The following is a 26,913-nucleotide window of genomic DNA, read 5'->3' as shown; positions in this document are numbered from 1 at the left end:
CAGGCCGTCACAATCCCGGCAAACCGTCCTGCGGCGAGCTGCTCCCGGACACCCCGTTCCGGCGCCCGTATCGCATCGTGGACCGATCCGTCCCGGCAACACGACAGCCCCCCACCGCCGTTGCCGGCGACGAGGGGCTGTGCGGGGGCCGGAGCCCCGGGCCGGGGGCTCAGACCAGGCCGTCCTTCTCCAGGCCCGTGCAGCAGGTGTCCGTGATCAGGCGGGTCACCACGTACGGGTCCACGTTCGCGTTCGGACGCCGGTCCTCGATGTAGCCCTTGCCGTCCTTTTCCACCTGCCACGGGATGCGGACCGACGCGCCGCGGTCCGAGACGCCGTAGCTGAACTCGTTCCACGGGGCCGTCTCGTGCAGACCCGTCAGGCGCTCGTCGATGCCCGCGCCGTAGTTCTTGACGTGGTCCAGCGGCTTGCTGCCCTCGCCCAGCGCCTCGCACGCCGAGATGATCGCGCGGTAGTCCTCGCGCATCGCCTTCGTGGAGAAGTTGGTGTGCGCGCCCGCGCCGTTCCAGTCGCCCTTCACCGGCTTCGGGTTCAGCGTCGCCGACACGTCGAATTCCTCGGCCGTGCGGTACAGCAGCCAGCGCGCGATCCACAGCTGGTCGGAGACCTCCAGCGGGCTCAGCGGGCCGACCTGGAACTCCCACTGGCCGGGCATGACCTCGGCGTTGATGCCCGAGATCTCCAGGCCTGCCGCCAGGCAGTGGTCCAGGTGCTTCTCGACGATGTCACGGCCGAAGATCTCGTCCGAGCCCACGCCGCAGTAGTAGCCGCCCTGCGCCGCCGGGAAGCCGCCCACCGGGAAGCCGAGCGGGCGGTCGCCGTCGAAGAACGTGTACTCCTGCTCGATGCCGAAGATCGGCGCCTGGCCGGCGAACCGCTCGGCGACCGGACGCAGCAGCGCGCGCATGTTCGACTCGTGCGGGGTCATGTCGATGTTGAGGACCTCGCACAGGACGAGGAGGTGGTTCCCGCCGCGGATCGGGTCCGGGCAGGAGAAGACCGGCTGGAGGACGCGGTCCGAGGCGTGGCCCTCGGCCTGGTTGGTGCTCGAACCGTCGAAGCCCCAGACCGGCAGCTCCGCCCCGTCCGCCAGGATCTTCGTCTTGGAGCGGAGCTTCGCCGTCGGCTCGGTGCCGTCGATCCAGATGTACTCAGCCTTGTAGCTCACGGGACCATCCTGACTCTGCGGGGTGCTGCGGGTGGCTTGATCGGTGCGCGCGCCTGGCGCCTTTGTCGCTGGTCGCAGCGTGCCCCGTGGCGATTTCTCATCCGTTGCCCGTGTGTGAACCCCGTGTTACCGGGGTTTACACCGCAGGTCGGGTGGCTTGTGCGGGTCGGCGGCCGTACATCCGTCCGAGTGGGGCACACTGAGCAGGTGAGCATTTCGTACGATTTCAGCGCCTCCGGCAGTGGCCCCGCCGCGGGCCCCGGCGGTTCCCGCCCCCGCGTCGGCCTGCTCGGCACCGGCCCCTGGGCCCACCGCACCCACGCCCCCGCCCTCGCCGCGCACGCCGGCTCCGACTTCGCCGGGGTCTGGGGCCGCCGTCCCGAAGCCGCGGCCGAGCTGGCCGACGCGTACGGGGTGAAGGTGTACGAAGACCCCGACGCGCTGTTCGCCGACTGTGACGTCGCGGCCTTCGCCCTGCCGCCCGACGTCCAGGCCCCCCTCGCCGTGCGCGCGGCCGCCGCCGGCTGCCACCTGCTGCTCGACAAGCCCGTCGCCACGACGGCCGCGGACGCCCGCGCGGTGGCCGACGCCGCCGCGGCGCACCGGGTCGCCTCCGTCGTCTTCCTCACCCTGCGCTTCGCCGAGCCCACCGCCGCGTGGGTCCTGGAACAGGCAGGACGCTCCGGCTGGTTCACCGCCTCCGCGCACTGGCTCGGCGCGGTCTTCCCGCCCGCCGGCGAGCCCAGCGCGTACGCCGACTCGCCCTGGCGGAAGGCCAAGGGCGGCCTGTGGGACGTCGGCCCCCACGCCCTGTCCGTCCTGATCCCGGTCCTGGGCGACGTCACCTCCGTCCGCGCCACCCGCGGCCCGTCCGACCTGGTCCAGCTGGCCCTGCGGCACGCCTCCGGGGTCGTGAGCAACGCCGTGCTCAGCCTGAGCGCGCCCCGCGCGGCAGCGGGGGTCGGGCTGGAACTGCGCGGGGCCGAGGGCGTCTTCGCGCTGCCCGACTGGAGCGACGTCCCCGGCGCCTACGGGCGGGCCCTGGACGCGCTGCTCACCGCTGCCCGCACGGGGACGCCGGATCCGCGCGGGGCGGAGTTCGGGGCCCGGCTGACGGAGATCCTGGAGGAGGCGGAGGGGCAGCTCGCGGACATGTGACCCGGGGTCATTTGATGAGGGCGTTGGCCACGATGACGGCCAGCCCGATCGTGGCGTCCGCCAGGCCGAAGAGCAGGGCCGTGGCGATCCGGTAGCCGACCCGGATCGCCACGAAGGCCCCCCAGGCGAACAGCAGCGCGGTGTTCAGGCCGAGCCCGACGGCCGTCACCCCGTACGGGTCCCAGTGCGCGAACCCGGCGAGCAGGAGCAGCAGCACCGTCGGCAGGGTGGCGGCGATCATCGGCCACTCGTTCCCCAGGGCGCGGGCCAGCAACCTCCACCGGTGCCCGGCGGAAGCGTGCTCGTGGCCGGCCATGTGGTGCGAGTACCCGTGCGCGAGGGCGGCGGTGACGGCGGTGACCAGGACCCAGCTGGCGTCGTAGAACGGGGTGTACTCCCCGCCCTCCCGATGCAGCGCGGCCAGCAGCGCACTGGCCAGCACGGTCCCGTACACCCCGCCGAACATCCAGTCGGCCCTGCGGCGGGGCGGGGGGAGGGGGTACGGGGCGGCGGGGCTCGGTGGGGGCTGCGGCGGCTGCTGGGGCTGCGGCGGCTGGTCGGTCATGGGGCCCCTTGGTATGTTTCGTCCCTATTTGCTCCTCGGGCCACCCTAGCGGGACGGGGGGTGGGGGCGGTGTGAAGGGGGGCGGGGGAGGGGAGCGGGGTTTCGGTGGGGCGGTGTCGGGGCTGGTGTGGGGGTTTCCCGTCAGTCCCATCGTCATTCCGGTTCGGGCCGGTCCCTCAAGGGCGCTCCTTCGTCGCGTCGCTACGCGATTTCGCTGCGCTCAACCCTTGACCGACCGACCCGCCCCGGAAAGCCGAAAGACTGCCGGGAAGCCCCCAGAAGAACGGTCACTGGGGAGGACGGGCAGGAGCGGGTCTCTCAGGGACGAGGCGAGGGGCCGGGGCATGGCCTGCCGGGCATCCGGGTTCCATATCCGGTGCCCAGGACCAGGGGCCCGGCCCCACCCGCACCGAACAGCGACCAGGGCAGCGCGGGAAGCCGATGGGCGCGACAGATCGCTACGCGCTTCTCATTGCTTGGCGTCCGGCGGCCGTCTGGGGCTGGTACCTGCACCAGACGTTGATCAGGACCACATCCGGCACCGACAGGCGCGTCTGCTTGGCGTCCGGCGGCTACCTTGATCAACACAGCTGATCAATCCCTGAAGAAAGCCTTATCGTGAGCGAGACCCGCCCCCACGTCCTCTTCTCCTTCGGCACGCTGATGGACCCGAAGGTCCAGAAGACCCTCTTCGGCCAGACCGTGCCCAGCTTTCCCGCGTCGCTGGCCGGGTACGCGACCAGGCCGCTGAAGATCACCGACCCCGAGGTGATCGCGGCCAGTGGCCTCGACGTGCACCTGACCCTGGAGCGCAGGATCGGTGCCGTGGTCGAGGGAGCCCTTCTCCACCTGACCGACCGGGAACTCGCCGCAGCCGACGCCTACGAGGTCGACGACTACATCCGTCGACGGGTGGTCCTCGCATCGGGCGAGAGCGCCTGGGCCTATCTGGACGCGAAGCCGCTGCGCCCGTCGGCGCGGATCGTGATCGTGGGCGACAGCATCGCCTACGGCCGTTGTGACCCGCAGGGAGGATGGGCGTCCCACCTGGCCTCGGCCCACATAGCCGAGAACGAGACCGACCACCGGGTGTTCAACCTGGCCATACCCGGCATCACCTTGGCAGACGTCAGTGAGCAGACGCCCACCCTGCTGGCCCCTCGCCGGCCTGACACCCTCGTCGTCGCCGCAGGCATCAACGACTCCGCCCTCCCCGACGGTCTCGCACCCGTCGCGGACGCTCTCCAGAACCTCGCTGCCGCAGCGCACACGCACAACGCCCGCCTCGTCGTCCTGGGCCCGATCTGGCTGGACGAAGAGCGCACCAGCAACTACGAGGGCCTCTGCTTCACCCGGGAACGGGCCCTGGCCCTGCGCGCATCCCTGCGGGCCTGGTGCGATGAGAACCACGTCGACTTCGTCGACATGTGGGAGCCCCTGCGCGAGAAGCCGGACCTCCTCCTCGACGGCATCCACCCCACCCCGACCGGCCACCAGGCCCTGTACCACCACCTCACCGCCCACACCCGCTGACCGGCCCCTGACCCCTCGCCTCGTCCCTGAGAGACCCGCTCCTCGGACGTGTACCTGGTGACCGTTCTTTTGGGGGGTTCCCGGCAGTCTTTCGGCTTTCCGGGGCGGGTCGGTCGGTCAAGGGTGGCCGAAGGCCATCGCGTAGCGACGCGACGAAGGAGCGCCCTTGAGGGACCGGCCCGACACGGAATGACGATGGGACTGACGGGAAACCCCCACACCAGCTGTGATGCGGTTTAGGGTCAGCCGGCTGCCGTGATGCCGTCCAGGAAAGCGACCCAGGTCGTGGGTGCCACCGCCAGCTCGGGGCCACCCGTCATCTTGGAGTCGCGGACGCGGATGGCGGCCGTACCGGTGGCGACCTCGACGCAGTTGCCTTGGTCAGCCCCGCTGAAGCTGGACTTTATCCAGCGGTCCGACTCAGGGGCCGAATGCATCTTCATGTGAGTTTCTCCATCTGCTCTCTGATGAGGTCCGCGCTGCCTCGCGCGGAAAGAGCCTCGCCCATCAGGTCTTCGAAGGCGCGCTGCGCTGCCCGCACATGATCAGGTTCTTCGACGATGCCGGTAGTACGGTACGCCTCCACGCAGACCACGGTCACGTGGCTGGGGGCGGTGAGGAAACTTGCCGAGCTGTTGATCATCAAGTGTGCCTCCGCGTCGAGAGGGAGGACACGGATGCCCATCATGGGGCGTTCCATGTGGGTCAGAAGCGCAGCGAGCTGACCACGCATCACTTCGCGATGACCCAGGTGGCGGCGGATTACGGATTCACACAGGACCACGCGGACCTCGGGAGGAGCGGCCCCGCGGAGGATGTCCTGTCGCGTGAGCCGGGCGCGTACCGCCTGCATGATCTCGGCTTCGCCGGCGCGAGGGTCACCCTTGCTGAGGATGGCGCGCGCATAGTCGGACGTTTGCAGGAGTCCTGGAACGACGTGCTGGGACCACTCCCAGATGGCGATCGCCTCCCGCTCCAGCCTCATGCGACGCCGGTGTATTGCCGGGAAACTCTGCGCCACGGCTTCCTCATACAGCCGCTTGAACACCCCGTCCGTGCCGAAGATCTGGTCCAGCACCGCCGGCAGCTCCGGTGGGATCGGTCCCTTGCCCGACTCCAGGCGGCTGATCGTGCTCTTCGAGGTGCGCGCCAGGCGGGCCAGGTCCGTCTGGGTCAGGCGGCGTTCCGGGTACAGCTCCCGGGCGCTCTTGAGTTCCTCGGCGAATCGGCGGCGTGGATCCGAGTCCACAGACGCCCCCCTTCCCAGTTCCCATGCTGTTGGTCACGGCCGGATTCCGGGGCGTTCTCGCAGGTCACGCGGGCCGGAATATGCCACGCCGACCAAAGCGCAGATCGGTCCCCCAAGCGCTTTCGATCGTAGCTCCGTCTCCGTAACTCTGGCCTCACGGAAGGTGATTGAGCACTCGAACGAATGGTGGAATGTCATGCATGACGCGACGGGCGCCCCCGCCGACGACGACACGGAGTGGCTCGCCGGTGTACTCCCCCAGCTCGGCCGGGCCTGGGGGGACCTGGTGACCGGGCTGGATGCGGCCCTGCGCGGGTTCGTCTTCGTGCAGCGGTTCAGTGCCACCCCGCGCGGGGCGCGCCTCGCGCGGCATCTGGCCCTCGTGCAGCTGCACGCCTGGGGGGTTCCGCACGGGAGCCGGGACGCCGACGACGTCGGGCTCGTCATCGCCGAGCTGGCCGCGAACGCGGTGACGCACGGGCGGGTGCAGGGGCGGGACTTCGAGCTGCGGGTCACCCGCCTCGGCGAGGTGGTGCGCGTCGAGGTGTCCGACGGGCGGGGGGACCGGCGGCCCCGGGTGCGGGCGGGCGGGTACGGGATGCCCGTCATCGGGGCCGTCGTCGCCGCCTGGGGGGTGGCGGACCGGGTGGTCGGCAAGACCGTGTGGGCCGAGTGCGTCCTCAGGGGGTGAAGGCCTCCCGGGCCGCCGTCAGGAAGGTGCGGATGGTGTCGCGTTCGGTGGGGGAGAGGGCTGCGAGGGCGTCCAGGACGCCGTTCAGCATGGGGCCGAAGAACTCCTGGCCCAGGCGGACCGCCTCCGGGCTGACCCGGAGCAGGACGCGGCGGCGGTCGCCGGGGTCGCGGGTGCGTTCCACGTGGCCGAGGCGCTCCAGGCGGTCGATCGCCGCCGTGGTGCCCGCCGAGTTGAGGCCGAGCCGGGTGCCCAGCAGGCCCGCCGTGGCCGGTTCGCCGGCGCGGGCCGCGTCGAGCAGGCAGACCAGGGCCCGTACGTCGGTCGGGTGCATGCCGTTGGCGGCGGCGAACTCCGCCTGCCGGAGCCCGAATTCGACGGTCACCGCGCGCAGCAGGTGCACCAGTCCAAGGTTGTCGTCCACATCGCCTCCAACTAAGATCCCTCGCTCAGCGAGATTATCGCCCAGCGAGGCATTGGAGCCGGCCATGTCCGGGACGTCTTTCCGCGCCGCCTACGACGGGGTCCTCGACCGGTGGCCCGGTCCCGTCGAGGCCGTCGAGGTGCCCACGCCGTACGGAGTCACCCGCGTCAACAGCGTCGGTCCGGCCGGGGCGCCGCCGCTGGTGCTGCTGCCCGGCGGCGGGGCCACCTCCACCGTGTGGGGTGCGTGTGTCGCGGCCGGGCCGGCCCGGAGCCGGCGGGTGCACGCCGTGGACCTGGTGGGAGAGCCCGGGCTCAGCGTCCCCGCGCCCGGGCGGGCGGTGCGGTCGGTGGGGGACCTCGTGGAGTGGTTCGACGCGCTGCTCGACGGCCTCGACGCACCCGGCGGCGGGCCCGTCACCCTCGCCGGGCACTCGTACGGGGCCTGGATCGCCGCCCACCTCGCCGCGCGGCGGCCGGGGCGGCTGGACCGGCTCGTCCTGCTCGACCCCACGCAGGTGTTCGCCGGGCTGCGCCCCGGCTACGTCCTGCGGGCGCTGCCGATGCTGGTGCGGCCCACCCCGGCGCGGATCCGGTCCTTCCTGGCCTGGGAGACCGGCGGGGTGCCGCTCGACCCCGCCTGGACGCGGCTCCAGGAGGAGACGGCCCGCTTCCCCACCGTCCGGCCGGTCACCGGCCCGCGGCCGGACCTCGCCGGGCTGCGGGAGCTGCCGGTGGAGGTGCTGTTCGCCGGGCGGGCGCGCTGCCACGATCCCGCCCGGGCGGCCCGGGTCGCGCGCGAGGTCCTGCCGGGCGCGCGGGTCGGCGTACTGCCCGGCGTCTCGCACCACGCGCTGCCGCTGACGGCGGCCGAGGAGATCGCCCTCCGGCTGGCTCCCTGACGTCCGGCCGCAATTGCCTCGACCGCGCCGCCGCAAGTCCCTAGCCTCGATCTCCATGAGCAACGTGCAGACGATCCACGACGTGCCCGTCCTGCTGTGCGACCCGGAGGGGGAGCCGATCGGCGGTGAGGGTGACGTGACCGACCTGGTGGGCAACGCCGCCTGGTCGGGCGCCCAGTGGGTCGTCATCCCCGTCGAGCGGTTCGGTGACGACTTCTTCCGGCTGCGGACGCGGGTCGCCGGCGAGATCGTCCAGAAGTTCGTCACCTATCGCGTGGGGCTCGTGGTCCTCGGCGACATATCCGCCCACGAGGAGGCCAGTCCGGCCCTGCGGGACTTCGTCCGTGAATGCAACCGCGGGCGCCAGACCTGGTTCCTCACCGACCTCCGGCAGCTGCGGGAGCGGCTGGCGGGCTGAAGGCCCGTACCCCCCGCGGCCGGCCCCGTGTTACGCGGGCCCGGCCGTGCGGGAGAGGGCGTCGCGGACGGCCTCCTCCGACCGGGCGACCACGGCCGTGCCGTCCTCGGCGGTGATGATCGGGCGCTGGATGAGCTTCGGGTGGGCGGCCAGGTGGGCGATCCAGCGCCCGCGCGCCTCCTCCGTCGCCTCGCGGGGCAGGTCCCGTACGCCGGTCTCCTTCGCCAGGGCGTCGGAGGTGCGCGTGATGTCCCACGGCTCCAGCCCGAGGCGGCCCAGCACCGCGCGGATCTCGTCCTCGGACGGTACGTCCTCCAGGTAGCGGCGGACGGTGTACTCGGCGCCCTCCGCGTCCAGCAGGGTCAGCGCGCTCCGGCACTTGGAACAGGCGGGGTTGATCCAGATCTCCATGCCCGCAAGCGTAGCCAGACTCCGTCTGGCCAGGGGCTTCTGTCAGTGCCCCCCGGTAAAATCGAGGGAGAACGACAGGAAGCCAACTACCGTTTGGGAGGCTGTAGATGGCCGCTGCCGCGATCATTTCGATGCCCAAGAAGAAGCCGCTGCCGGCGGGCCTGCCCCGCGAGTGGTACGAGAGCCACAACCGCCGTCTGAAGGCGATGCGGCTGGCGATCTCCCTGCTCGACACGGGGACGTACGACGCCAAGCGCGCCACCAACCGCAAGATACGGACGATGGCGGTGCGCGTGGGGATCCACCGCCCGTCCAACCTCACCTGCCGGATGGTCCGCGCCTTCATCACCGCCCACGCCGGCTGACGCACCGGCAGGACGGCCGGCCGGCCCGCGCGCCGGCCGGCCCCGCTCAGGCCTCGTCGAAGGTGATCTCCTCGACCGGTCGCGTCATCCGCACGGTCTCGCCGTCGGTGACCACGATGCCCTGCAGGCCGGTGAGCCGCTCGGCCGTCCCCTGGAGGTAGTACGTGTCACCGGCGCCGGCGAGGAAGGCGGGCAGGCAGGCCAGGGGCGCGCCCTCCAGGTGCAGGTCCAGGTAGTCCTTCAACCGGCGGAAGAGCTTCGGGAGGATCACGGCACCGTCGTCGGCGGTGAGCGAGGCCATGCCGGTCACCTTGAACCCCGAAGTGGTCACGTCGGCGTCCCAGACGCCCCTCTTCCCGGGCGGGGCGCTCTTCGCCCCCTGGGCGGCGACGGCCAGCGCGTTGCGCAGGTGGTCGGGGAAGCCGCTGTAGAAGGCCGGGTAGGCCAGTCCCTGCCTGACCAGGTGGTGGTTGGCGGTCTTGGTCAGCTGCTCCACGTCCACGTCGATCTCGTAGCCGCCCAGCACCGGCGGCCTGCCGCGGCCGACCAGGGCCACGCACCGGCCGTAGACGTCCGTGCCGCGGGTGAGGATGTACCCGGGCACGGTCTCGGGAACGCAGAGGACGACGCTTTCCCGGTCGCTCTCCTTCGGCGCCTTCTCGTCACGGTGGAAGTCCTTGAAGTTGAGCCACTTCAGCAGCTCGTCCGCGGCCCGGTGCGCCAGACCCAGGGGCTGGTGCTGGACTCCCGACTCGTCGTCGCCGTAGTGGGTCTCCAGCGCATCGATGCCCTCCAGGCGGACGGACGCGCGCCCGTCGGCCTTCGGCAGGACCTGGTGGGCGCCGGGGACGAGGCGCCAGTCCGCCACGTCGTCCGGGGTGAAGGCGATGGTGTCGCCGTCCGGCTGGAGGTCTTTCGCCCTGAACGTTCCCCTGATGATCAACATGGACATGATCGCTCCTACGGATCTCGTGCATCCAGTGACAGCAACAGCAGCGCCACGTCGTCGCCCGGGCCGCCCCGGGTGAAGGCCGCGAGGTCCCGCCACACCGCCGGGACCAGGCCCTCGGGGTCGTTCGCCAGCACCGGCACCCGGACGGCCAGCGGGTAGAAGTTCCCGGCCGTGTCCCGCGCCTCCGTGACCCCGTCCGTGTGGGCCAGCAGCCGGTCGCCCGGCAGCAGCGGGAGCTCGGCCACGGCCGGAAGGGCGGGCCCCGTCAGCCCCAGACCCAGCGGAGGCCCCGGCTCCACGGCCAGCTCGGTGGCCGCGAAGTCCCGCAGCAGCAGCGCCGGCGGATGCCCGCACGACACGACCCGTACGAGGTCCCGCTCCGGCGGGAACTCCAGCAGCAGGGCCGTCGCGAACAGCTCCGGATGCGCCACGGACTCCGCGGCGGCGTCCGCCGCCAGCCTGCGGTCCAGCCGGGCCGCGACCGCCGCCAGCGCCGGGTCGTCCAGCACCGCCTCGCGGAACGCGCCGAGCAGCGAGGCCACCGTCCCGACCGCCGCCAGCCCGTGCCCCTGGACGTCCGCCACCACCGCCCGGACCCCGTACGGCCCGGCCCGTACGTCGAACAGGTCGCCGCCGACCAGCGTGCCCCGCTGGGCCGCCCGGTACAGCCCGGAGCAGCGCACCCGCCCCACCCGCTCCGGGACCGGCGGCAGCACCGCCATCTGGGCCGCCTCGGCGACCGTGCGCACGCTGACCAGCTGGGCGTCCCGGCGCCGCCGTACCCAGGCGATGACCACGCTGAGCAGGCCGACGGTGGCCACGGTGGCCAGGTCGGTCCCGCGGGCGTTGCCCACGCCGAGCTCCGGGATGCCCAGCAGGAGCAGCACGAGCGCCCCGAAGACGGCGGTGCCGGCGGCCCCGTACGAGAAGGCCGCCACGGCGGGCAGGGCGGCCAGGAAGTAGCCCAGTTCCTCCGTGCGGGTGGTCCACTGGGTCAGACAGAGCGCCACCATCGCCACCGCGGGCGCGATCCGGGCCCAGCGCGGTGGCGGCGCCCCCTGCAGCCAGCCCGGCTCCTGCCGTCCGCGTCTCACCCCTCCACCCTGGTACGGCGGCCCGGGCCGCGCACGCCGGGTGGCTCCGGCGGCCGCGGACCGCGACAGTGGATCGGTGACGGATACGCAGAGCGCGGCGATCAGCACCCGGCTGAACTGGCTGCGGGCGGGAGTGCTCGGCGCCAACGACGGGATCATCTCCACCGCGGGCCTGGTCGTCGGTGTCGCCGGCGCCACCACCTCGCGTGCCGCGATCCTCACGGCGGGCGTGGCCGGACTGCTCGCGGGATCGCTGTCGATGGCGGCGGGGGAGTACGTGTCGGTCAGCTCCCAGCGCGACTCCGAGCGGGCGGCCCTGGAGCTGGAGCGGCGGGAACTGGCGCAGGAGCCGGAAGCGGAACTGGACGAGCTGACGGAGCTGCTGGCCGCGCGCGGCCTGAGCCGGGACCTGGCCCGGGAGGCCGCCGAACAGCTCACGGAGCGGGACGCGCTGCGGGCGCACGCGCGGGTGGAGCTCGGCATCGAGCCGGACGAGCTGGCGAACCCGTGGCACGCGGCGTTCGCCAGCCTGGTCGCCTTCACGGCGGGGGCGCTGCTGCCGCTGCTGGCGGTGGTCCTGCCGGGGGCGTCGGAGCGGGTGCCCGTGACGGTGGTGGCGGTGCTGGTGGCGCTGGCGCTGTGCGGGGTGGTGAGCGCGAGGCTGGGCGGGGCGCCGCCGCCGAGGGCGGTCCTGCGCAACGTGGTGGGCGGGGCCCTCGCCATGGGGGTCACGTACGCGGTGGGCACCTGGCTCGGCCGCTGACCCCGTCCCGCACCACGAGGGGGAACACTGGCCCCATGCGGATCGCCATCACCGGAGCTTCCGGACTCATCGGACAGGCCCTCGTACGCTCCCTCCACGCCGACGGGCACCACACCGTCCGCTTCGTGCGGCGCGCCCCCGCCGCCCCCGGCGAGGCGCGGTGGGACCCCCGCGCCGGCTACGTCGACCCCGACGGGCTGCGCGGGTGCGACGCCGTCGTGCACCTCGCCGGGGCCGGGGTCGGGGACCACCGGTGGACGGACGCGTACAAGAAGGAGATCCGCGACAGCCGGGTGCTCGGGACCGCCGCCGTCGCCCGGGCGCTCGCCGCCCTCGACGCCCCGCCGCCCGTGCTGGTCTGCGGCTCCGCCGTCGGGTACTACGGCGACACCGGCGACCGGCCCGTCGACGAGTCCGCGCCCGCCGGCACCGGCTTCCTGGCCTCCGTCTGCGTCGAGTGGGAGGCGGCCGCCGCCCCCGCCCGGGAGGCAGGGATCCGGACCGTGTTCGCCCGCACCGGGCTGGTGGTCGCCCCCGGGGGCGGGGCCTGGGGGCGGATGTTCCCCCTCTTCCGGGCCGGCCTCGGCGGCCGGCTGGGCAGCGGCCGCCAGTACTGGTCGTTCATCTCGATCCACGACGAGGTCGCCGCCCTGCGGCACCTCGTCGACACCCCCACCCTCTCCGGCCCCTTCAACCTCACGGCCCCCGAGCCCCTGACGAACCGTGAGGTCACCGCCGCCATGGGCCGCGTGCTGCGCCGCCCGACCCCGTTCGCCGTCCCCGCGCCCGCCCTGCGCCTGGTGCTCGGCGAGCTGTCCCAGGACGTGCTGGGCAGTCAGCGGGCGCGGCCCGCCCGGCTGCTGGAGTCGGGGTTCGCCTTCCGGTACCCGGGCATCGAGGAGTCGATCAGAGCGGCCCTCGCGTAACCGCAGGCGCACCGGATCGACCGTGTGCGACCGTTCGTGACCCGTGTGCGACCGCTGTGCGACCGGAGTTGTGCGCAATCCCCACCCGGACTCGGGTTCTCCCGGAGCCGGTTGGGGGAAGGAGGAACCCCACACAGCCGCGCCGACCTCGGGGAGGGGCACGTGCTCAGCAGCTCACACCATGCCGCACATCACGCGGACGTCGTCATCGTAGGAGCCGGAGTCTCAGGACTCGCGGCAGCGCAGCACCTGATCGCGGCAGGGGTCACCGTCAGCGTCCTGGAGACCGCCGACGACCCCGGCGGCCGCATGGCCACCGCCTCCGCCGACGGATTCCGGCTCGACCGGGTCGGCCAGCTCCTCAACACCTCGTACACCGAACCCGCCCGCACCCCGGGCCTCGGGGGGCTGGCCCTGCGCCCCTTCGCCCCCGGCGTCCTGGTGCACGGCGCCGACGGCAGGCAGCAGCGGGCCGGGGCCCTCACCCCCGCCCGCGCCCTCGCCAGCGGTTCCCTCGACCAGGCCCGCTTCAGCGCCGCGCTCGGCCGGCTCGCGGCGCTGCCCCTGGAACGGGTGCTCGCCCGGCCCGAGCGCAGCGCCCTGGCCGCCCTCGGCTCCCGGGGCCTGCCCCCGCGCACCGTGTCCGGCGTCCTGCGCCCCCTGTTGTCCACCCTGCTCCGCGACCCGGACCTCACCACCTCCAGCCGCGTCGCGGACCTCGCCCTGCGCACCTTCGCCCGGGGCCGCCTCGCCGTGCCCGAGGGCGGCGCCGCCACCCTTCCGGACCTGCTCGCGGCAGCCCTGCCGCCCGGCACGATCCGCACCGGCATCCGGGTGCGGTCGGTGGCGACCAACCTCGTCACCACCGAGGAGCACGGGGACTTCGCCTGCCGTTCCGTCGTCCTCGCCACCGGCGCCCGGGCCGCCGCCGAACTCCTCCCGGGGCTGCGGGTGCCGGCCTTCCACGAGGTCACCGTCATCCACCACGCGACCCCCGCGCCCCTGCCCTGGGACGGCTCGCTGCTCCTGGACGCCGATCCGAAGTGGCCGCTGGCCCACACCGCCGTGATGAGCGCGGTCGACCCCACCCGGGCACCCGCCGGCCGCAGCCTGGTCACCACCACCGTGCACGGTCCGCCACCGCCCGCCCGGACGGTCGCGTCCCGCCTGGCCCGGCTGTACGGGACCTCGACGCGGGACTGGGAGCTGCTGGCCGTCCACCACACCCCCGAGGCCGTCCCGGCCATGCCCCCGCCGCACGACCGGCAGCGGGCGGTACGGGTCCTGGCCGGGCTCTACGTCTGCGGGGACCACCGCGACTCCAACACCGTCCAGGGCGCCCTGCACTCCGCCCGCCGCGCCGCCACCGCTCTGCTGCGCGACTTCGGCATCCCGCTCCCGGCCCAACCGGAGGAGGTCCTTCCGGCGGCGGCCTGAACGTCGGGGCCCGGTCCCCGCGGACCGGGCCCCGCCCCTGCCTGCCCGGCGCGCCCGAGCCGCCCGGCGCGCAGGCGTCAGCTCAGTGCCGACACCCGGTCCCGGTACGTCCGCACCGCCGCCGCGTCCCGGTACGGCTCCAGCCTCCGCTCGAAGTCCCGTACGTACTCCACCGCCCGCACCGACCGCATCTCCATCGCCTGCTGCGCCGCCTCCGCCCCCAGCGCGCACGCCTGGTCCAGCTCGCCCAGCCCCAGCCGGGCGGTGGCCAGCACCACCCGGCAGAACAGCCGCGAGCGCGCGAAGCCCGGCGCGCGCAGCTGGAGGGAGCGCTCCGCGTGCTGGGCGGAGGCCCGGTACTGCTGGAGGTCGCGGTGGCAGTGCCCGAACTCGTCCGCCAGCTGCCCTTCGTCGAACAGCCGGGCCCAGTGCGGTACGTCGTCCCCCGGCCTGGCCGCGCCCAGCGCCCGCTCGGCCCGCACCAGCGAGGCCGTCGCCGCCCGCACCTCGCCCAGCACCGCGTGCCCCCGCGCCTCCGAGGCGTGCAGCAGCGCCTGCACCACCGGCGGCGGCCCCGAGCCCACGCCCTGCTGGGCGACCCGGGCCAGCTGCACCGCCTCCCGGCCGTGCCCGAGGTAGACGGCCTGGCGGCTCATGGTGATCAGGACGTAGGACCCGTACTGCCGGTCCCCGGCGGCCTGCGCCAGGCGCAGCGCCTGGACGAAGTACCGCTGGGCGAGGCCGTGTGCCGCGATGTCGTACGAGGTCCACCCCGCGAGGCGGGTCAGGTCGGCGGCGGCGGCGAACAGGCGCCGCCCGGTGGTCTCGCCGTAGGTGCCGCGCAGCATCGGCTCCGCCTCGTGCTCCAGGTACCGCACCAGGGCCTGCCGGGCGTGCCCGCCGCCGTAGGTGTGGTCCAGGGTCCGGAACAGGTCGCTCACCGAGCGCAGCGCGGCGATGTCCCCGCTGGTCACCCGCTGCCCCGGCCCCCGGTCGATCTGCCGCTGGCGGGGCACGGTGGCGCGGCCCTGGGCCGGGACCCGGTGGGCGGCGGGGTCGGCGCCGCGCCCCACGCGTTCGTCGGGCCGCCCGATGAGCCAGTCCCGGCTGGGCACCACCAGGCCGGCCGGGGTGAAGGCGATCTTGCGCAGCTCGGCGTGCGAGCCGGAGTCCTTGCGCCACAGCCCGCTCGCGATGTCCACGGCCTCCTCCGGGGTCGCCGCGAACTCCAGCCCCGCGTACACGGGCGCGCACGCGTCCAGGCCCAGATCCTGTGCCGACAGCCGCCGCCCCAGGCGCCGGGTGAAGACCTCCGCGATCAGCGCCGGGGTGGTCCCGCGGGGCTGCTGACCGCGCAGCCAGCGGGTCACGGACGTCTTGTCGTACCGCAGGTCCAGACCGTGCTCCAGCCCGAGCTGGTCGACACGGCGGGCGAGCCCGGCGTTCGAGAACCCGGCTTCCGCGATCAGTGCCGCGAGCTGCCGGTTGGGGACACGCTGGGCAGGTCGTTCGGTCATCGGCTCCACGGTTTCCGTACGTGACGGACCGGAGTCCCGGCCCTGTGAACGGCGTGAATGTAGCGGCCAACTCCCCTCACACCGCCCTCTCTGCCCCACATTCATCCGATCGTGTGCAGAATGCGTAGGGCTCTTTACGGACCGACCCACCCGGTCCGCGTACGCTGCGCCCCATGACCCGCCGGCCCCAGGGGACCCACCTCCCCCACCCGTACGCGCCGTCCACCGCTCCGCTGCCCGCTCCGGAGCTCACCGAGGCGGAGTGCCGCCGCTGCGGCACCCACATCGCGGGACTCGACGGGCGCTACGCGTGCGGGGTGTGCGGCTGGGTCAACGACCACTCCGAGGGCCACCGCGAGCTGCCGGGGGCCGACCAGGACCCGGACCGGCCGCCCGCCGGCCGCAGGCGCCCCCCGCAGCTGCCGGGGCCGCTCCCGGAGCCGGGCAGGTAGCGGGCTCGTGGGCCCGCTACCGGGGGCCCGGGGGGCCGCGCGCGGGCGGCCGTACTCTTGACCGGGTGCGATACGTGCACACAGCAGGTTCAACGAGGAGGCGCTGCGGTGACTGAGCTTCGGTTTGTCCATCTGGGCTTCGGGCCGGAATCCGTCGAGTACACCGAGGCCTGGGAAGAGCAGCGCCGGGTGCACGCGGCCCGCTTCGCCGACGAGATCGGCGACACCTGCCTGATGGTGGAGCACGAGCCGGTCTACACGGCCGGCCGGCGCACCGACCCCAGCGAGCGCCCCCTCGACGGCACGCCGGTGATCGACGTGGACCGCGGCGGCAAGATCACCTGGCACGGCCCGGGCCAGCTGGTCGGCTACCCGATCATGAAGCTGCCCCGCCCCGTCGACGTGGTCGCCCACGTACGCCGCCTGGAGGACGCCCTCATCCGCACCGCCGCCGACTTCGGCCTGGAGACCACCCGGGTCGAGGGCCGCTCCGGCGTCTGGGTGCTCGGCGACCCCGTGGAGGAGCGCCCCAAGATAGGCGGCCTCTCCCTGGACTTCGACCCCCGCCTGCACGACGAGGAGTTCGACGCCCGGCTCAACGGCCCCGAGTACGCCCCGTCCAACGCCGGCCAGCGCCGCGAGGACCGCAAGCTCGCCGCCATCGGCATCCGCGTCGCCAAGGGCGTCACGATGCACGGCTTCTCCCTGAACGTGAACCCGGACGCCACCTGGTTCGACCGGATCATCCCCTGCGGCATCAGGGACGCCGGTGTGACCTCGCTCTCGTACGAACTGGGCCGCGAGGTCACCATCGCGGAGGTGCTGCCGGTCGTGGAACGGCACCTGAAGGACGTGCTGGAGCACGCCGAGCTGAGGCCGCGGGAGATCGAAGCCGCCGGGGCCTAGCCGCGCGGGGGAATGCGTCCGGGCGGCCCCCGGTTGGCGGACGTAAGAGCGTACGAATTTACGGGCGTACCCTGGTGGACGCCGAAGAATCGAAGTCACAGGGAGCCGGTCGTGTCCGCAGTCGCACCCGACGGACGCAAGATGCTGCGCCTGGAGGTCCGCAACAGCCAGACCCCCATCGAGCGCAAGCCCGAGTGGATCAAGACCCGGGCGAAGATGGGTCCCGAGTACACCAAGATGCAGGCCCTGGTGAAGGGCGAAGGACTGCACACGGTGTGCCAGGAAGCCGGCTGTCCGAACATCTACGAATGCTGGGAGGACCGCGAGGCCACCTTCCTCATCGGTGGCGACCAGTGCACCCGGCGCTGTGACTTCTGCCAGATCGACACGGGCAAGCCCGAGGCCCTGGACCGGGACGAGCCCCGCCGCGTCGGCGAGTCCGTGGTCACCATGGACCTGAACTACGCCACCATCACCGGCGTCGCCCGCGACGACCTGGCGGACGGCGGCGCGTGGCTGTACGCGGAGACCGTGCGCCAGATCCACCAGCAGACGGCCGGCCGCGAGGGCGGCCACACCAAGGTCGAGCTGCTGGCCCCCGACTTCAACGCGGTCCCGGAGCTGCTGGAGGAGGTCTTCGCCTCCCGGCCCGAGGTCTTCGCGCACAACGTCGAGACCGTGCCCCGGATCTTCAAGCGGATCCGCCCCGGCTTCCGCTACGAGCGCTCCCTCGAGGTGATCACCAAGGCCCGCGCGTACGGGCTGGTCACCAAGTCGAACCTGATCCTCGGCATGGGCGAGGAGCGCGAGGAGGTCTCGCAGGCCCTGAAGGACCTGCACGAGGCCGGCTGCGAGCTCATCACCATCACCCAGTACCTGCGGCCCTCGCCCCGCCACCACCCCGTGGAGCGCTGGGTGAAGCCGGCCGAGTTCGTGGAGCTGGCGAAGGAGGCCGAGGAGATCGGCTACTCCGGCGTGATGTCCGGCCCGCTGGTCCGCTCCTCGTACCGGGCCGGACGCCTGTACAACCAGGCCATGGAGAAGCGCGCCGCCCTCGGGTCCGGCGCCGCCGGCTGACTCTGTGTGCGTGTGAAGTCACGCACAATACCTACCAATCGGTAACACCGCGACGACGCGGCCCCTAGGCTCTTTTCGTGTGAGGAGCCCGGCGGGCCGCGCCGTTGTTTGCAACGTGTCCATCACATTTGACCGACCGGCCACACCCTGGTAACACCAGTCAGTGACGCTGGATCCACGCACCGCACACGTCCTTGATGCGAGCAGTGAGAGTAGGGGTCGACATCATGCAGGCCGCGCCAGTCCGCGCCATCGCCATCCCGTCCTTCAGTGAGGCCTTCCGCGGCCTGGAATCGCTGCTCATGAGCGGTGCCCGGCGCAACGCCTGGACGGCCGTCCTGGAGGACCGCCGCCGGGCGAAGGACCGCGTGGAAACCGAGCACGTACTCGAGGCCGCGGCGACCCGGACCCCGCAGGACACGTAAACTTCGCCCTATGGCGAGGAAGTCAAACGCAGAGACTGCTGCGAACCCCGGGCGACTGAAGCAGATCGCCCTGACGTACAAGATGACGCGCAAGGCCGACCCGAAGGTCGGTCTGATCGTCGCGGGCGTGGGAATCGTCGCTTTCGGCGTACTCCTTGCGATCGGCTTCCTGATCGGCCACCCGGTCTACCTGGGCATCCTGGGCCTCCTGGTGGCGTTCCTCGCGATGGCGATCGTCTTCGGGCGGCGGGCCGAGCGGGCTGCCTTCGGGCAGATGGAGGGGCAGCCGGGCGCGGCCGCGGCCGTACTGGACAACGTGGGACGGGGCTGGACGACCACCCCGGCCGTCGCGATGAACCGGAACCAGGACATCGTCCACCGGGCCGTCGGCAAGGCGGGCGTCGTCCTGATCGCGGAGGGCAACCCGAACCGGGTCAAGACCCTGCTCGCGGCCGAGAAGAAGAAGCTGGCCCGGATCATGCCCGACATCCCGGTCCACACCTTCATCGTGGGCACCGGCGAGGGCGAGGTGCCGCTGAAGAAGGTCCGTACGACGCTGCTGAAGCTGCCGCGCGTCCTGACCGGCCCGCAGATCACCCAGGTCAACGACAAGCTCCGGGCCATGGGCGACCTCATGAGCAACATGCCGGTCCCGAAGGGCCCGATGCCCAAGGGCATGCGCATGCCGCGCGGCGGAAAGATGCGCTGACCGCACTCCTCGTACGCACCAGGGGCGCCCCCGATGCCAGCCGGCTCGGGGGCGCCCCTGTGCGTATACGGAGTGGGTGGGCATGCACATGTGTATACGAGACGGGGTGCGCGGGGCGGCTTCCGCCTCCGGTGCCCGTCCGTACGCCCAGCCGCTCGCGGGCCGCTAGAGCCGGACCTGCACCGCGCCCGCCAGGCGGTCGTGCAGCCCGCGCCCGTCGCGGTCCCAGACCAGCGCGGGGACGACCAGGGCCAGCAGCAGGGTGCGGAGCATCACGCGCAGGATGCCGAGGCGCCCGCCGTCCTGCGCGATCACCCGGAGGCCGAGGATCCGCTTGCCGGGGGTGAAGCCCACGGTGCCCACGGTCAGCAGGGTCAGGGACAGGAACAGCACCAGCGTCCAGTTCCCGGCCGCGGCCAGGTCGCCGTGGGTGATGAGCCCGTACGCGATCAGCTGGCAGCCGATCCAGTCGATGACGACGGCGCCGAGCCGGCGTCCGAAGCGGGCCGCGGAGCCCGGGCCCGACCGGGGCAGGCCGAGCCGCTGGCCCGGATAGCCGAAGTCGACGCCCATCTCCTCGGCGGCCGCGCGGGGCCCGGAGAGCCAGGAACCGATTGCTTGCCTGTTGTCCACTCCACCACGGTACCGGTGCTCCTCCACGGCACCTGGACCGGACCCTGGTTAACTTGTGCGAAACAAATGGGTCATGCTTGGGAAATCCCGTCTGCTTATGGTCGGGTCAGCGTGCGGCACCGCACTGACGCACCACGAGCTATAAAGCCCGTCCCTGCCCCGGGACCGGGAGTAGGAGGAGTTGGATGTTCAAGAACGCCGACGAAGTGAAGCAGTACATCGAGGAGAACGACGTCAAGTTCGTCGACGTCCGCTTCTGCGACCTGCCTGGTGTGATGCAGCACTTCACCATCCCGGCGCGAGCGTTCGACCCGGCGGAGGAGCTCGCCTTCGACGGTTCCTCGATCCGCGGCTTCCAGGCGATCCACGAGTCCGACATGGCGCTGCGTGCCGACATCACCACCGCGCGCCTGGACCCGTTCCGCAAGGACAAGACGCTCAACATCAACTTCTTCATCCACGACCCGATCACGGGTGAGGCCTACAGCCGCGACCCGCGCAACATCGCGAAGAAGGCCGAGGCCTACCTCGCCTCCACCGGCATCGCCGACACCGCGTTCTTCGGCCCCGAGGCCGAGTTCTACGTGTTCGACAGCGTGCGCTTCGCGACCTCCGCGAACGAGGGCTTCTACCACATCGACTCCGAGGCCGGCGCCTGGAACACCGGTTCCGAGGAGAACAACCGCGGCTACAAGGTCCGCTACAAGGGTGGTTACTTCCCCGTAGCCCCGGTCGACCACTTCGCCGACCTGCGCGCCGAGATCTCCCTCGAGCTGGACGCCCAGGGCCTCCAGGTCGAGCGCCAGCACCACGAGGTCGGCACCGGTGGCCAGGCCGAGATCAACTACAAGTTCAACACGCTGCTCGCCGCGGCCGACGACCTGATGCTCTTCAAGTACATCGTGAAGAACGTCGCCTGGCGCAACGGCAAGACCGCGACCTTCATGCCGAAGCCGATCTTCGGTGACAACGGCTCGGGCATGCACGTCCACCAGTCCCTGTGGGCCGGCGGCGAGCCGCTCTTCTACGACGAGGCCGGCTACGCGGGCCTGTCGGACACCGCCCGCTACTACATCGGCGGCATCCTCAAGCACGCCCCGTCGCTGCTCGCCTTCACCAACCCGACGGTGAACTCGTACCACCGCCTGGTGCCGGGCTTCGAGGCGCCGGTCAACATGGTGTACTCGCAGCGCAACCGCTCCGCCGCCATGCGCATCCCGATCACGGGCTCGAACCCGAAGGCCAAGCGCGTCGAGTTCCGCGCGCCGGACCCGTCCTCGAACCCGTACCTGGCCTTCTCGGCCCTGCTCCTCGCGGGCCTCGACGGCATCAAGAACAAGATCGAGCCGATGGAGCCGATCGACAAGGACCTCTACGAGCTCTCGCCCGACGAGCACGCGAGCGTCCCGCAGGTCCCGACCAGCCTCGAGGACGTCCTCAAGGCGCTGGAGGAGGACCACGAGTACCTCCTCGCCGGCGGTGTCTTCACCCCGGACCTGATCGAGACCTGGATCGACTACAAGCGGACCCACGAGATCGCCCCGATCGCGCAGCGCCCGCACCCGCACGAGTTCGAGCTGTACTTCGACCTGTAAGAAGTCCAGGTCAGCACAGGCAGGGGAGGCCCCCGCCGCTCTCTTCGGAGAGGGGCGGGGGCCTTCTGCTTTTGACAGCCCGGGTTGGCCGCGCAACGGTTGATAGGGAAGTAAATGCCCGATAAGCCAGACATGTTCGGAGGTGCATGGAAATGCGCCGTAGGATCGTTGGAGCTGTTGTCGCCGGAGCCGCGGGGCTCACGCTGGGTCTGCTGCCGGTCGCCAACGCCTCCGCCCACGATGGCGGCGGCGGCTGGGACTCGCGCTCGGACCACCGGCACTCCAGCAACTGGAACCACGACGACGACTGCGGTGGGAACGGTCGTTGGCACGACCACGACCACGGCTGGAACGACAGCGACTGGGGCAACTGGGACAACGCCGGCTGGCACGACCACGGCGACTGGGGCGGTTGGCGCTGACCCGCCGCACCTCAGGCCCTCCACCGGTGCCCCTGCCCCGCGTCTCAGCGGAGCAGGGGCATCGCGCCGGTGAGCTCGCGCAGGGCGCGGACGGCGAGGTCCGCGGGGGAGCCGGGACCCGAGACCGGGCCCTCGCCGGCGGACCACAGCTCCAGAGAGACGCGGATCGCGTCCGTGGCGGCCGCGGCGAGCAGGCGTACCGACATGGGGTCCGCCTCCGGGCCGGCCAGCCGGGCCACCACCGGGACCAGCCGCTCCTCGGAGTCCTGGTTCACCCGGTACCAGACGGCCCGCAGGGCCTCGTCCGAGGCGGCCGCGCGCAGCAGGCCGCGGGTGACCTCCAGCCCCTCCTCGACGGCCTTGGAGTCGCTGAGGGAGCGGGTCACCGCGCGCTCCAGGGCCTCCGCGAGCGGCGTGCCGGGGTGCTCCTCGGCGAGCAGGGCGCGCCAGGCGTCGCCGCCGCCCGCGAGCAGCGGGGCCACTGCCTCCTGCTTGTTGCGGAAGTAGCGGTAGAACGTGCGCAGTGCGACCCCCGCGCGGTGGGCGATGTCCTCGGCGGTGGTGCCGTCGGGTCCGTGCGCGGCGAAGAGCTCGCAGGCGGCGCGGGCGATGTCCAGCTGGGTGGCGGCCTTGCGGCGCTCGGTCAGCGACTGGGTTCCGGGGCCGCTCTGCGGGGAGTACGGGCGAGGTGATCTCACGGGGGAAGCCTACCGCCAGGGCTCGCTGACGATTGCAATTGGTGCCAGCCTGGCAAAACGTGTCACGTAGTCGGTACGCTCCCCCCATGAACCGTTACGAAGGACGTCGCGTCCTCATCACCGGTGCCGGCTCGGGCATCGGCCGGGCCACGGCCCACCGCATTCTCTCCGAGGGCGGCCGCGTCCACGCCGTCGACGTGAACGAGGCCGGCCTGAAGGCCACGGCCGAGCAGGCCGCCGCCGACGGCCATGGCGCCCGCCTGACCACCGCCGCCCTGGACATATCCGACGAGGCAGCGGTCAAGGCGGGAGTGGCCGCCGCCGTCGACGCCCTCACCGGCATCGACGTGCTGGTCAACGCCGCGGGCATCCTGCGCTCCGGGCACACCCACCGGACCACGCTCGACCTGTGGAACCAGGTCATCGCGGTCAACCTGACCGGCACCTTCCTGATGATCCGCGAGTCGCTCCCCGCGCTGCTGGCCGGCGAGCAGCCCGTCGTCGTCAACTTCAGCTCCACCTCGGCGAGCTTCGCGCACCCCTACATGTCCGCCTACGCGGCCAGCAAGGGCGGCATCCAGTCCATGACCCACGCGCTGGCCGCCGAGTACAGCAAGCAGGGCCTGCGCTTCGTGGCCGTCGCCCCCGGCTCCATCGAGAGCGGCATGACCACCGGCACCGGCCCCGGCCTGCCCGAGGACACCGACTGGAGCCTGTTCGCCAAGCTCGCCCCTGCCCTCGGCCAGGGGTTCGCCGGCCCGCAGACCGTGGCCGGAGTCGTCGCCATGCTGGGCTCCGAGGACGGCGCCTTCATCACCGGCACCGAGATCCGCATCGACGGCGGCACGCACTACTGACGGAACCGCTCCCAGAGCCGGGGGAAGCGCTCCGCCAGCACGGCTTCGTTCTCGAAGTCCAGCGGGGTGCCCTCCGGCTCCTCCGCCTGCAACGGGACGCCCAGATCCGGGGCCACCGCCCCGGTCAGCTGCTCGTACGCCTCGTCGGCCGCATACCCCAGCTCCTCGCCGTCCCCGTCGATCTCCTCGTCGAACTCCCCCAGCAGCTCCGCCAGCTGGTCCGGGTCGTGGACCCCGCCCTCGAAGACCTCCCGGCCCTGCCCGATCAGCCAGCACCGGAAGTAGTCGAACGCGTCGTCGCTCGCGCCGTCGAGCAGCACCCACGCGGCGCCCCACAGGTCCCAGGTGTACGCCCGGTTGTACCGGGACTCGAAGTGCCGCGCGAAGTCCAGCACGGAGTCGGGGTCGAGCTGCGCCAGCCGCTCCACGAGCAGCTCGGCGTGCTCCTCGGGGTCGCCCTCGGCGGCCTCGCGGGTACGGTCGACGATCTCCCAGAACTCCGTCTCGTCCATCACCGCTCCAGCATCACGGGTCGCCCCCCGCGCCGCCACCGCTCATACGGCCAAAGGCCGGTGTCCGACCCCTTTGGGGGGTGGGCACCGGCCTTCGGCGGGTTCGGTCGGTCGCGTACGGCTCAGAGGCCGTAGCGCTCCCGGGCCTCCTTGACGGCGGACGCCGGGACCTCGCCGCGGCGGGCGAGCTGGGCCAGCGCGGCCACCACGATCGACTGCGCGTCGACACCGAAGTGGCGGCGGGCGCCCTCGCGGGTGTCGGAGAGGCCGAAGCCGTCGGTGCCCAGCGAGGTGTAGTCCTGCTCGACCCACTGGCTGATCTGGTCCGGGACCTGGCGCATCCAGTCGGAGACGGCCAGCACCGGGCTGGTGACGCCCTCCAGCGCACGCGTGACGTACGGGGTGCGCACCTCGCCGCGCAGCAGCGCCTCGTCGCACTCCAGCGCGTCCCGGCGCAGCTCGCCCCAGGACGTGGCGGACCAGACGTCGGCGGCCACGTTCCAGTCGGCGGCGAGCAGCTGCTGCGCCTCCAGGATCCAGTGGATCGCCGTGCCGGAGGCCATCAGCTGGATCTTCGGGGCGTCGGCGGCCGGGGCCGCCTCCGCCAGGTCCGCCGCCGTGTTGAAGCGGTACAGGCCCTTGAGGATGCCTTCCTCGACGCCCTCGGGCATCGCGGGCTGCGGCTTCGGCTCGTTGTAGACCGTGAGGTAGTAGAAGACGTCTTCCGGCTTCTCGCCGTACATCCGGCGCAGGCCGTCCTTGACGATCACCGCGATCTCGTACGCGAAGGCCGGGTCGTAGTTGAGCGACGCCGGGTTCGTGGACGCGATCAGGTGCGAGTGGCCGTCCGCGTGCTGGAGGCCCTCACCGGTCAGGGTGGTGCGGCCGGCGGTGGCGCCGACGATGAAGCCCTTGCCGAGCTGGTCGGCGAGCTGCCACATCTGGTCGGCGGTGCGCTGCCAGCCGAACATCGAGTAGAAGATGTAGAACGGGATCATCGGCTCGCCGTGCGTCGCGTACGACGTGCAGGCGGCGATGAAGTCGGCCATGGCGCCGGCCTCGGTGATCCCCTCGTTGAGGATCTGGCCGTCCTTGGCTTCCTTGTAGTACATGAGCTGGTCGCGGTCGACCGGCTCGTACGTCTGCCCCAGCGGCGAGTAGATGCCGGCCGACGGGAAGAGGGACTCCATGCCGAAGGTGCGGGCCTCGTCGGGGACGATCGGCACCCAGCGCTTGCCGGTCTCCTTGTCCCGCATCAGGTCCTTGACGAGGCGGACGAAGGCCATGGTGGTGGCCATCTCCTGCTTGCCGGAGCCCTTGAGCAGCGGGGCGAAGGAACGGTCCGCGGGGGCGGGCAGGGCCACGTGGTGGACCTTGCGGGCGGGGGCGGGGCCGCCGAGGGCCGCGCGGCGCTCGTTCAGGTACTGCACCTCGGGGCTGTCCGCGCCCGGGTGGCCGTACGGGACCTGGCCGTCGGCGAAGGCGCTGTCCGGGATCGGGAGGCCGAGGAGGTCGCGCATGTCCTTGAACTCGTCGATCGTCAGCTTCTTCATCTGGTGGTTCGCGTTCTTCGACTCGAACCCGGCACCCAGCGTGTAGCCCTTGACGGTCTGCGCGAGGATGACCGTCGGCGCGCCCTTGTGCTCCAGGGCGGCCTTGTACGCGGCGTAGACCTTGCGGGGCTCGTGGCCGCCGCGGGAGGTGTGGAAGCACTCGGCGATCTTCGCGTCGGAGAGCACGCCGGCCAGCTGCACCAGCTCGGCGTTGACGCCGAAGAAGTGCTGGCGGATGTAGGCCACGTCGCGGGTCGCGTACGTCTGGAACTGCGCGTCCGGTACCTCGCGCAGGCGGCGTACCAGGGCGCCCGTGGTGTCGAGCTGGAACAGCTCGTCCCAGGCGGAGCCCCACAGGGTCTTGATGACGTTCCAGCCGGCGCCGCGGAACTGCGCTTCCAGCTCCTGGACCACGCGGAAGTTCGCGCGGACCGGGCCGTCGAGGCGCTGCAGGTTGCAGTTGATGACGAAGGTCAGGTTGTCGAGCTGCTCGCGGGAGGCCAGGGCCAGGGCGGCGGTCGACTCGGGCTCGTCCATCTCGCCGTCGCCGAGGAAGGCCCAGACGTGCGAGTTGGCCGTGTCCTTGATGCTGCGGTTCTGCAGGTAGCGGTTGAAGCGCGCCTGGTAGATCGCGGAGAGCGGGCCGAGGCCCATGGAGACGGTCGGGAACTCCCACAGCCACGGCAGGCGCCGCGGGTGCGGGTAGGACGGCAGGCCGTTGCCGCCGGACTCCTGGCGGAAGTTGTCGAGCTGCTGCTCGGAGATCCGGCCGTCGAGGAAGGCGCGGGCGTAGATGCCGGGGGAGGCGTGGCCCTGGATGTAGAGCTGGTCGCCCGATCCGTCGGCCTCCTTCCCGCGGAAGAAGTGCTGGAAGCCGGTCTCGTACAGCCACGCGGCGGAGGCGAAGGTGGCGATGTGGCCGCCGACGCCGAACTTGGAGCCGCGGGTCACCATGGCGGCCGCGTTCCAGCGGTTCCAGGCGGTGATCTTCGCTTCCATCTCCTCGTCACCGGGGAAGGCCGGCTCGGCGGAGGTGGGGATGGTGTTGACGTAGTCCGTCTCCAGCAGCTTCGGCAGGGCGAGGCCGGCGGCCTCGGCGTGCTGGAGGGTGCGGCGGAGCAGGTATTCGGCGCGGCGCGTACCGGCGGCCTTGGCGACGGCGTCGAGGGAGGCCGCCCATTCGGCGGTCTCTTCGGTGTCGCGGTCCGGGAGCTGGTCGAGCTCGCTCGGAAGCTTTCCTACGGGGTCGGACATCGGTGTGCGCCGCCTTCCGGACAAAGGAGAGGAGGTGGTGAAGAGAACCCTGACGGGCAGGACAGGGTCATTGGACCCGGGTGGGGTCCGCAGTGACTGTAAATCGCTGATCGATGATCGATCAAATAAAAGTGACGAATATTCGACGCCAGGGCGAAAGTCGGCACCCGGTGCCATGAACGCAGGCACCCGGTGCCTGCTTCATCAGTACACGCCAATACCTTGGC

At 72.1% G+C, this 26,913-nt stretch carries 30 protein-coding genes; 17 read left to right on the top strand and 13 right to left on the bottom strand.

Annotation, left to right across the window (positions count from 1 at the left end):
* Positions 1-169 precede the first annotated feature (169 nt).
* Complete coding sequence (gene glnII / locus ACZ501_RS02085) at positions 170-1,189, bottom strand: glutamine synthetase (RefSeq protein ID WP_468791798.1); 1,020 nt, start codon at positions 1,187-1,189, stop codon at positions 170-172.
* A gap of 207 nt (positions 1,190-1,396) precedes the next feature.
* On the opposite strand from glnII, the gene ACZ501_RS02080 reads away from it, so the two are divergent.
* Positions 1,397-2,347, top strand: coding sequence for a Gfo/Idh/MocA family protein (locus ACZ501_RS02080; protein ID WP_468791795.1), 951 nt, complete (start codon positions 1,397-1,399; stop codon positions 2,345-2,347).
* 7 nt (positions 2,348-2,354) lie between these two features.
* On the opposite strand, the gene ACZ501_RS02075 is transcribed toward ACZ501_RS02080, so the two are convergent.
* Positions 2,355-2,912: a hypothetical protein gene (locus tag ACZ501_RS02075; RefSeq protein WP_468791792.1), complete on the bottom strand. Its 558-nt coding sequence runs from the start codon at positions 2,910-2,912 to the stop codon at positions 2,355-2,357.
* A gap of 618 nt (positions 2,913-3,530) precedes the next feature.
* On the opposite strand from ACZ501_RS02075, the gene ACZ501_RS02070 reads away from it, so the two are divergent.
* The gene (locus tag ACZ501_RS02070; protein ID WP_468791789.1) at positions 3,531-4,445 is read left to right on the top strand and encodes a GDSL-type esterase/lipase family protein; all 915 of its coding nucleotides are present in this window, start codon (positions 3,531-3,533) and stop codon (positions 4,443-4,445) included.
* Between the two features lie 242 nt (positions 4,446-4,687).
* Here the strand turns inward: ACZ501_RS02070 and ACZ501_RS02065 are convergent, their stop codons facing one another.
* Both ACZ501_RS02065 and ACZ501_RS02060 read right to left on the bottom strand, forming a co-directional pair.
* Entirely contained in the window at positions 4,688-4,888 is a 201-nt protein-coding gene (locus ACZ501_RS02065; protein ID WP_468791786.1) for a DUF397 domain-containing protein, read from the bottom strand.
* Positions 4,885-5,694: a helix-turn-helix domain-containing protein gene (locus tag ACZ501_RS02060; RefSeq protein WP_468791783.1), complete on the bottom strand. Its 810-nt coding sequence runs from the start codon at positions 5,692-5,694 to the stop codon at positions 4,885-4,887. Before ACZ501_RS02060 ends, ACZ501_RS02065 begins: the two co-directional genes overlap by 4 nt.
* A gap of 196 nt (positions 5,695-5,890) precedes the next feature.
* Between ACZ501_RS02060 and ACZ501_RS02055 the strand changes: the two genes are divergently transcribed.
* On the top strand, positions 5,891-6,385 hold the full coding sequence (locus ACZ501_RS02055) for an ATP-binding protein (protein ID WP_468791780.1): 495 nt from the start codon (positions 5,891-5,893) through the stop codon (positions 6,383-6,385).
* Here the strand turns inward: ACZ501_RS02055 and ACZ501_RS02050 are convergent.
* On the bottom strand, positions 6,375-6,809 hold the full coding sequence (locus ACZ501_RS02050; protein WP_361599849.1) for a MarR family winged helix-turn-helix transcriptional regulator: 435 nt from the start codon (positions 6,807-6,809) through the stop codon (positions 6,375-6,377). The genes ACZ501_RS02055 and ACZ501_RS02050 overlap by 11 nt on opposite strands.
* Positions 6,810-6,873: 64 nt before the next feature.
* Here ACZ501_RS02050 and ACZ501_RS02045 point away from each other — a divergent pair, with 64 nt between their 5' ends.
* Both ACZ501_RS02045 and ACZ501_RS02040 read left to right on the top strand, forming a co-directional pair.
* Positions 6,874-7,710, top strand: coding sequence for an alpha/beta fold hydrolase (locus ACZ501_RS02045; RefSeq protein ID WP_468791777.1), 837 nt, complete (start codon positions 6,874-6,876; stop codon positions 7,708-7,710).
* 55 nt (positions 7,711-7,765) lie between these two features.
* Positions 7,766-8,128 (top strand): DUF4180 domain-containing protein, encoded by a 363-nt coding sequence (locus tag ACZ501_RS02040; RefSeq protein WP_361599855.1) that lies wholly within the window; start codon positions 7,766-7,768, stop codon positions 8,126-8,128.
* Between the two features lie 30 nt (positions 8,129-8,158).
* Here ACZ501_RS02040 and ACZ501_RS02035 read toward each other — a convergent pair whose 3' ends face one another.
* Entirely contained in the window at positions 8,159-8,539 is a 381-nt protein-coding gene (locus tag ACZ501_RS02035; RefSeq protein ID WP_361599858.1) for an ArsC/Spx/MgsR family protein, read from the bottom strand.
* A gap of 107 nt (positions 8,540-8,646) precedes the next feature.
* Between ACZ501_RS02035 and ACZ501_RS02030 the strand changes: the two genes are divergently transcribed.
* Positions 8,647-8,904: a hypothetical protein gene (locus tag ACZ501_RS02030; protein ID WP_361599861.1), complete on the top strand. Its 258-nt coding sequence runs from the start codon at positions 8,647-8,649 to the stop codon at positions 8,902-8,904.
* A gap of 46 nt (positions 8,905-8,950) precedes the next feature.
* Here ACZ501_RS02030 and ACZ501_RS02025 read toward each other — a convergent pair whose 3' ends face one another.
* Together ACZ501_RS02025 and ACZ501_RS02020 are read right to left on the bottom strand one after the other, a co-directional pair.
* Positions 8,951-9,856, bottom strand: coding sequence for a thermonuclease family protein (locus tag ACZ501_RS02025; protein ID WP_468791774.1), 906 nt, complete (start codon positions 9,854-9,856; stop codon positions 8,951-8,953).
* Between the two features lie 8 nt (positions 9,857-9,864).
* Positions 9,865-11,109, bottom strand: coding sequence for a PP2C family protein-serine/threonine phosphatase (locus tag ACZ501_RS02020; protein ID WP_468791771.1), 1,245 nt, complete (start codon positions 11,107-11,109; stop codon positions 9,865-9,867).
* Here ACZ501_RS02020 and ACZ501_RS02015 point away from each other — a divergent pair.
* From ACZ501_RS02015 to ACZ501_RS02005, 3 genes are all read left to right on the top strand, one after another.
* Positions 11,027-11,713: a VIT1/CCC1 transporter family protein gene (locus ACZ501_RS02015; protein ID WP_361599870.1), complete on the top strand. Its 687-nt coding sequence runs from the start codon at positions 11,027-11,029 to the stop codon at positions 11,711-11,713. The two genes, ACZ501_RS02020 and ACZ501_RS02015, sit on opposite strands and share 83 nt — an antisense overlap.
* Positions 11,714-11,748: 35 nt before the next feature.
* The gene (locus ACZ501_RS02010; RefSeq protein ID WP_468791768.1) at positions 11,749-12,639 is read left to right on the top strand and encodes a TIGR01777 family oxidoreductase; all 891 of its coding nucleotides are present in this window, start codon (positions 11,749-11,751) and stop codon (positions 12,637-12,639) included.
* A 162-nt stretch (positions 12,640-12,801) separates the two neighbouring features.
* A complete protein-coding gene (locus ACZ501_RS02005) occupies positions 12,802-14,076 on the top strand; it encodes an NAD(P)/FAD-dependent oxidoreductase (protein WP_468791765.1) in 1,275 nt (424 codons plus the stop codon).
* A gap of 77 nt (positions 14,077-14,153) precedes the next feature.
* Here ACZ501_RS02005 and ACZ501_RS02000 read toward each other — a convergent pair whose 3' ends face one another.
* A complete protein-coding gene (locus ACZ501_RS02000) occupies positions 14,154-15,593 on the bottom strand; it encodes a regulator (RefSeq protein WP_361599878.1) in 1,440 nt (479 codons plus the stop codon).
* A gap of 173 nt (positions 15,594-15,766) precedes the next feature.
* Here ACZ501_RS02000 and ACZ501_RS01995 point away from each other — a divergent pair, with 173 nt between their 5' ends.
* The 5 genes from ACZ501_RS01995 to ACZ501_RS01975 all read left to right on the top strand — a co-directional run bounded on the left by ACZ501_RS01995 (position 15,767) and on the right by ACZ501_RS01975 (position 19,162).
* Positions 15,767-16,045, top strand: coding sequence for a hypothetical protein (locus ACZ501_RS01995; RefSeq protein ID WP_468791762.1), 279 nt, complete (start codon positions 15,767-15,769; stop codon positions 16,043-16,045).
* A 108-nt stretch (positions 16,046-16,153) separates the two neighbouring features.
* Positions 16,154-16,951 (top strand): lipoyl(octanoyl) transferase LipB, encoded by a 798-nt coding sequence (lipB, locus tag ACZ501_RS01990; protein WP_361599881.1) that lies wholly within the window; start codon positions 16,154-16,156, stop codon positions 16,949-16,951.
* Between the two features lie 111 nt (positions 16,952-17,062).
* The gene (gene lipA / locus ACZ501_RS01985; protein ID WP_361599884.1) at positions 17,063-18,028 is read left to right on the top strand and encodes a lipoyl synthase; all 966 of its coding nucleotides are present in this window, start codon (positions 17,063-17,065) and stop codon (positions 18,026-18,028) included.
* A gap of 227 nt (positions 18,029-18,255) precedes the next feature.
* Complete coding sequence (locus ACZ501_RS01980; protein ID WP_267035224.1) at positions 18,256-18,453, top strand: SCO2195 family GlnR-regulated protein; 198 nt, start codon at positions 18,256-18,258, stop codon at positions 18,451-18,453.
* A gap of 10 nt (positions 18,454-18,463) precedes the next feature.
* On the top strand, positions 18,464-19,162 hold the full coding sequence (locus ACZ501_RS01975) for a DUF4191 domain-containing protein (protein WP_361599888.1): 699 nt from the start codon (positions 18,464-18,466) through the stop codon (positions 19,160-19,162).
* 165 nt (positions 19,163-19,327) lie between these two features.
* Here ACZ501_RS01975 and ACZ501_RS01970 read toward each other — a convergent pair whose 3' ends face one another.
* Positions 19,328-19,795 carry an RDD family protein gene (locus ACZ501_RS01970; protein WP_361599891.1) on the bottom strand — a complete coding sequence of 156 codons (468 nt, stop codon included), beginning with the start codon at positions 19,793-19,795 and terminating at the stop codon, positions 19,328-19,330.
* A gap of 185 nt (positions 19,796-19,980) precedes the next feature.
* On the opposite strand from ACZ501_RS01970, the gene glnA reads away from it, so the two are divergent.
* Together glnA and ACZ501_RS01960 are read left to right on the top strand one after the other, a co-directional pair.
* Positions 19,981-21,390, top strand: coding sequence for a type I glutamate--ammonia ligase (glnA, locus tag ACZ501_RS01965; RefSeq protein ID WP_007263729.1), 1,410 nt, complete (start codon positions 19,981-19,983; stop codon positions 21,388-21,390).
* Positions 21,391-21,542: 152 nt separating this feature from the next.
* Positions 21,543-21,812 carry a hypothetical protein gene (locus ACZ501_RS01960; protein WP_361599895.1) on the top strand — a complete coding sequence of 90 codons (270 nt, stop codon included), beginning with the start codon at positions 21,543-21,545 and terminating at the stop codon, positions 21,810-21,812.
* A gap of 44 nt (positions 21,813-21,856) precedes the next feature.
* Here ACZ501_RS01960 and ACZ501_RS01955 read toward each other — a convergent pair whose 3' ends face one another.
* On the bottom strand, positions 21,857-22,510 hold the full coding sequence (locus ACZ501_RS01955) for a TetR/AcrR family transcriptional regulator (protein ID WP_361599898.1): 654 nt from the start codon (positions 22,508-22,510) through the stop codon (positions 21,857-21,859).
* An 86-nt stretch (positions 22,511-22,596) separates the two neighbouring features.
* On the opposite strand from ACZ501_RS01955, the gene ACZ501_RS01950 reads away from it, so the two are divergent.
* Positions 22,597-23,367 carry an SDR family NAD(P)-dependent oxidoreductase gene (locus tag ACZ501_RS01950; protein ID WP_361599901.1) on the top strand — a complete coding sequence of 257 codons (771 nt, stop codon included), beginning with the start codon at positions 22,597-22,599 and terminating at the stop codon, positions 23,365-23,367.
* Here the strand turns inward: ACZ501_RS01950 and ACZ501_RS01945 are convergent.
* Together ACZ501_RS01945 and aceE are read right to left on the bottom strand one after the other, a co-directional pair.
* Positions 23,361-23,882: a DUF4240 domain-containing protein gene (locus tag ACZ501_RS01945; RefSeq protein WP_361599904.1), complete on the bottom strand. Its 522-nt coding sequence runs from the start codon at positions 23,880-23,882 to the stop codon at positions 23,361-23,363. The two genes, ACZ501_RS01950 and ACZ501_RS01945, sit on opposite strands and share 7 nt — an antisense overlap.
* Positions 23,883-24,001: 119 nt before the next feature.
* The gene (gene aceE / locus ACZ501_RS01940) at positions 24,002-26,686 is read right to left on the bottom strand and encodes a pyruvate dehydrogenase (acetyl-transferring), homodimeric type (protein ID WP_468791760.1); all 2,685 of its coding nucleotides are present in this window, start codon (positions 26,684-26,686) and stop codon (positions 24,002-24,004) included.
* Between the last annotated feature and the right edge of the window lie 227 nt (positions 26,687-26,913).

This window comes from Streptomyces sp. NPDC034085, assembly GCF_055575555.1.
The sequence above is the reverse complement of the archived record's forward strand: the minus strand, read 5'-3'. Positions and strand labels throughout refer to the sequence as shown.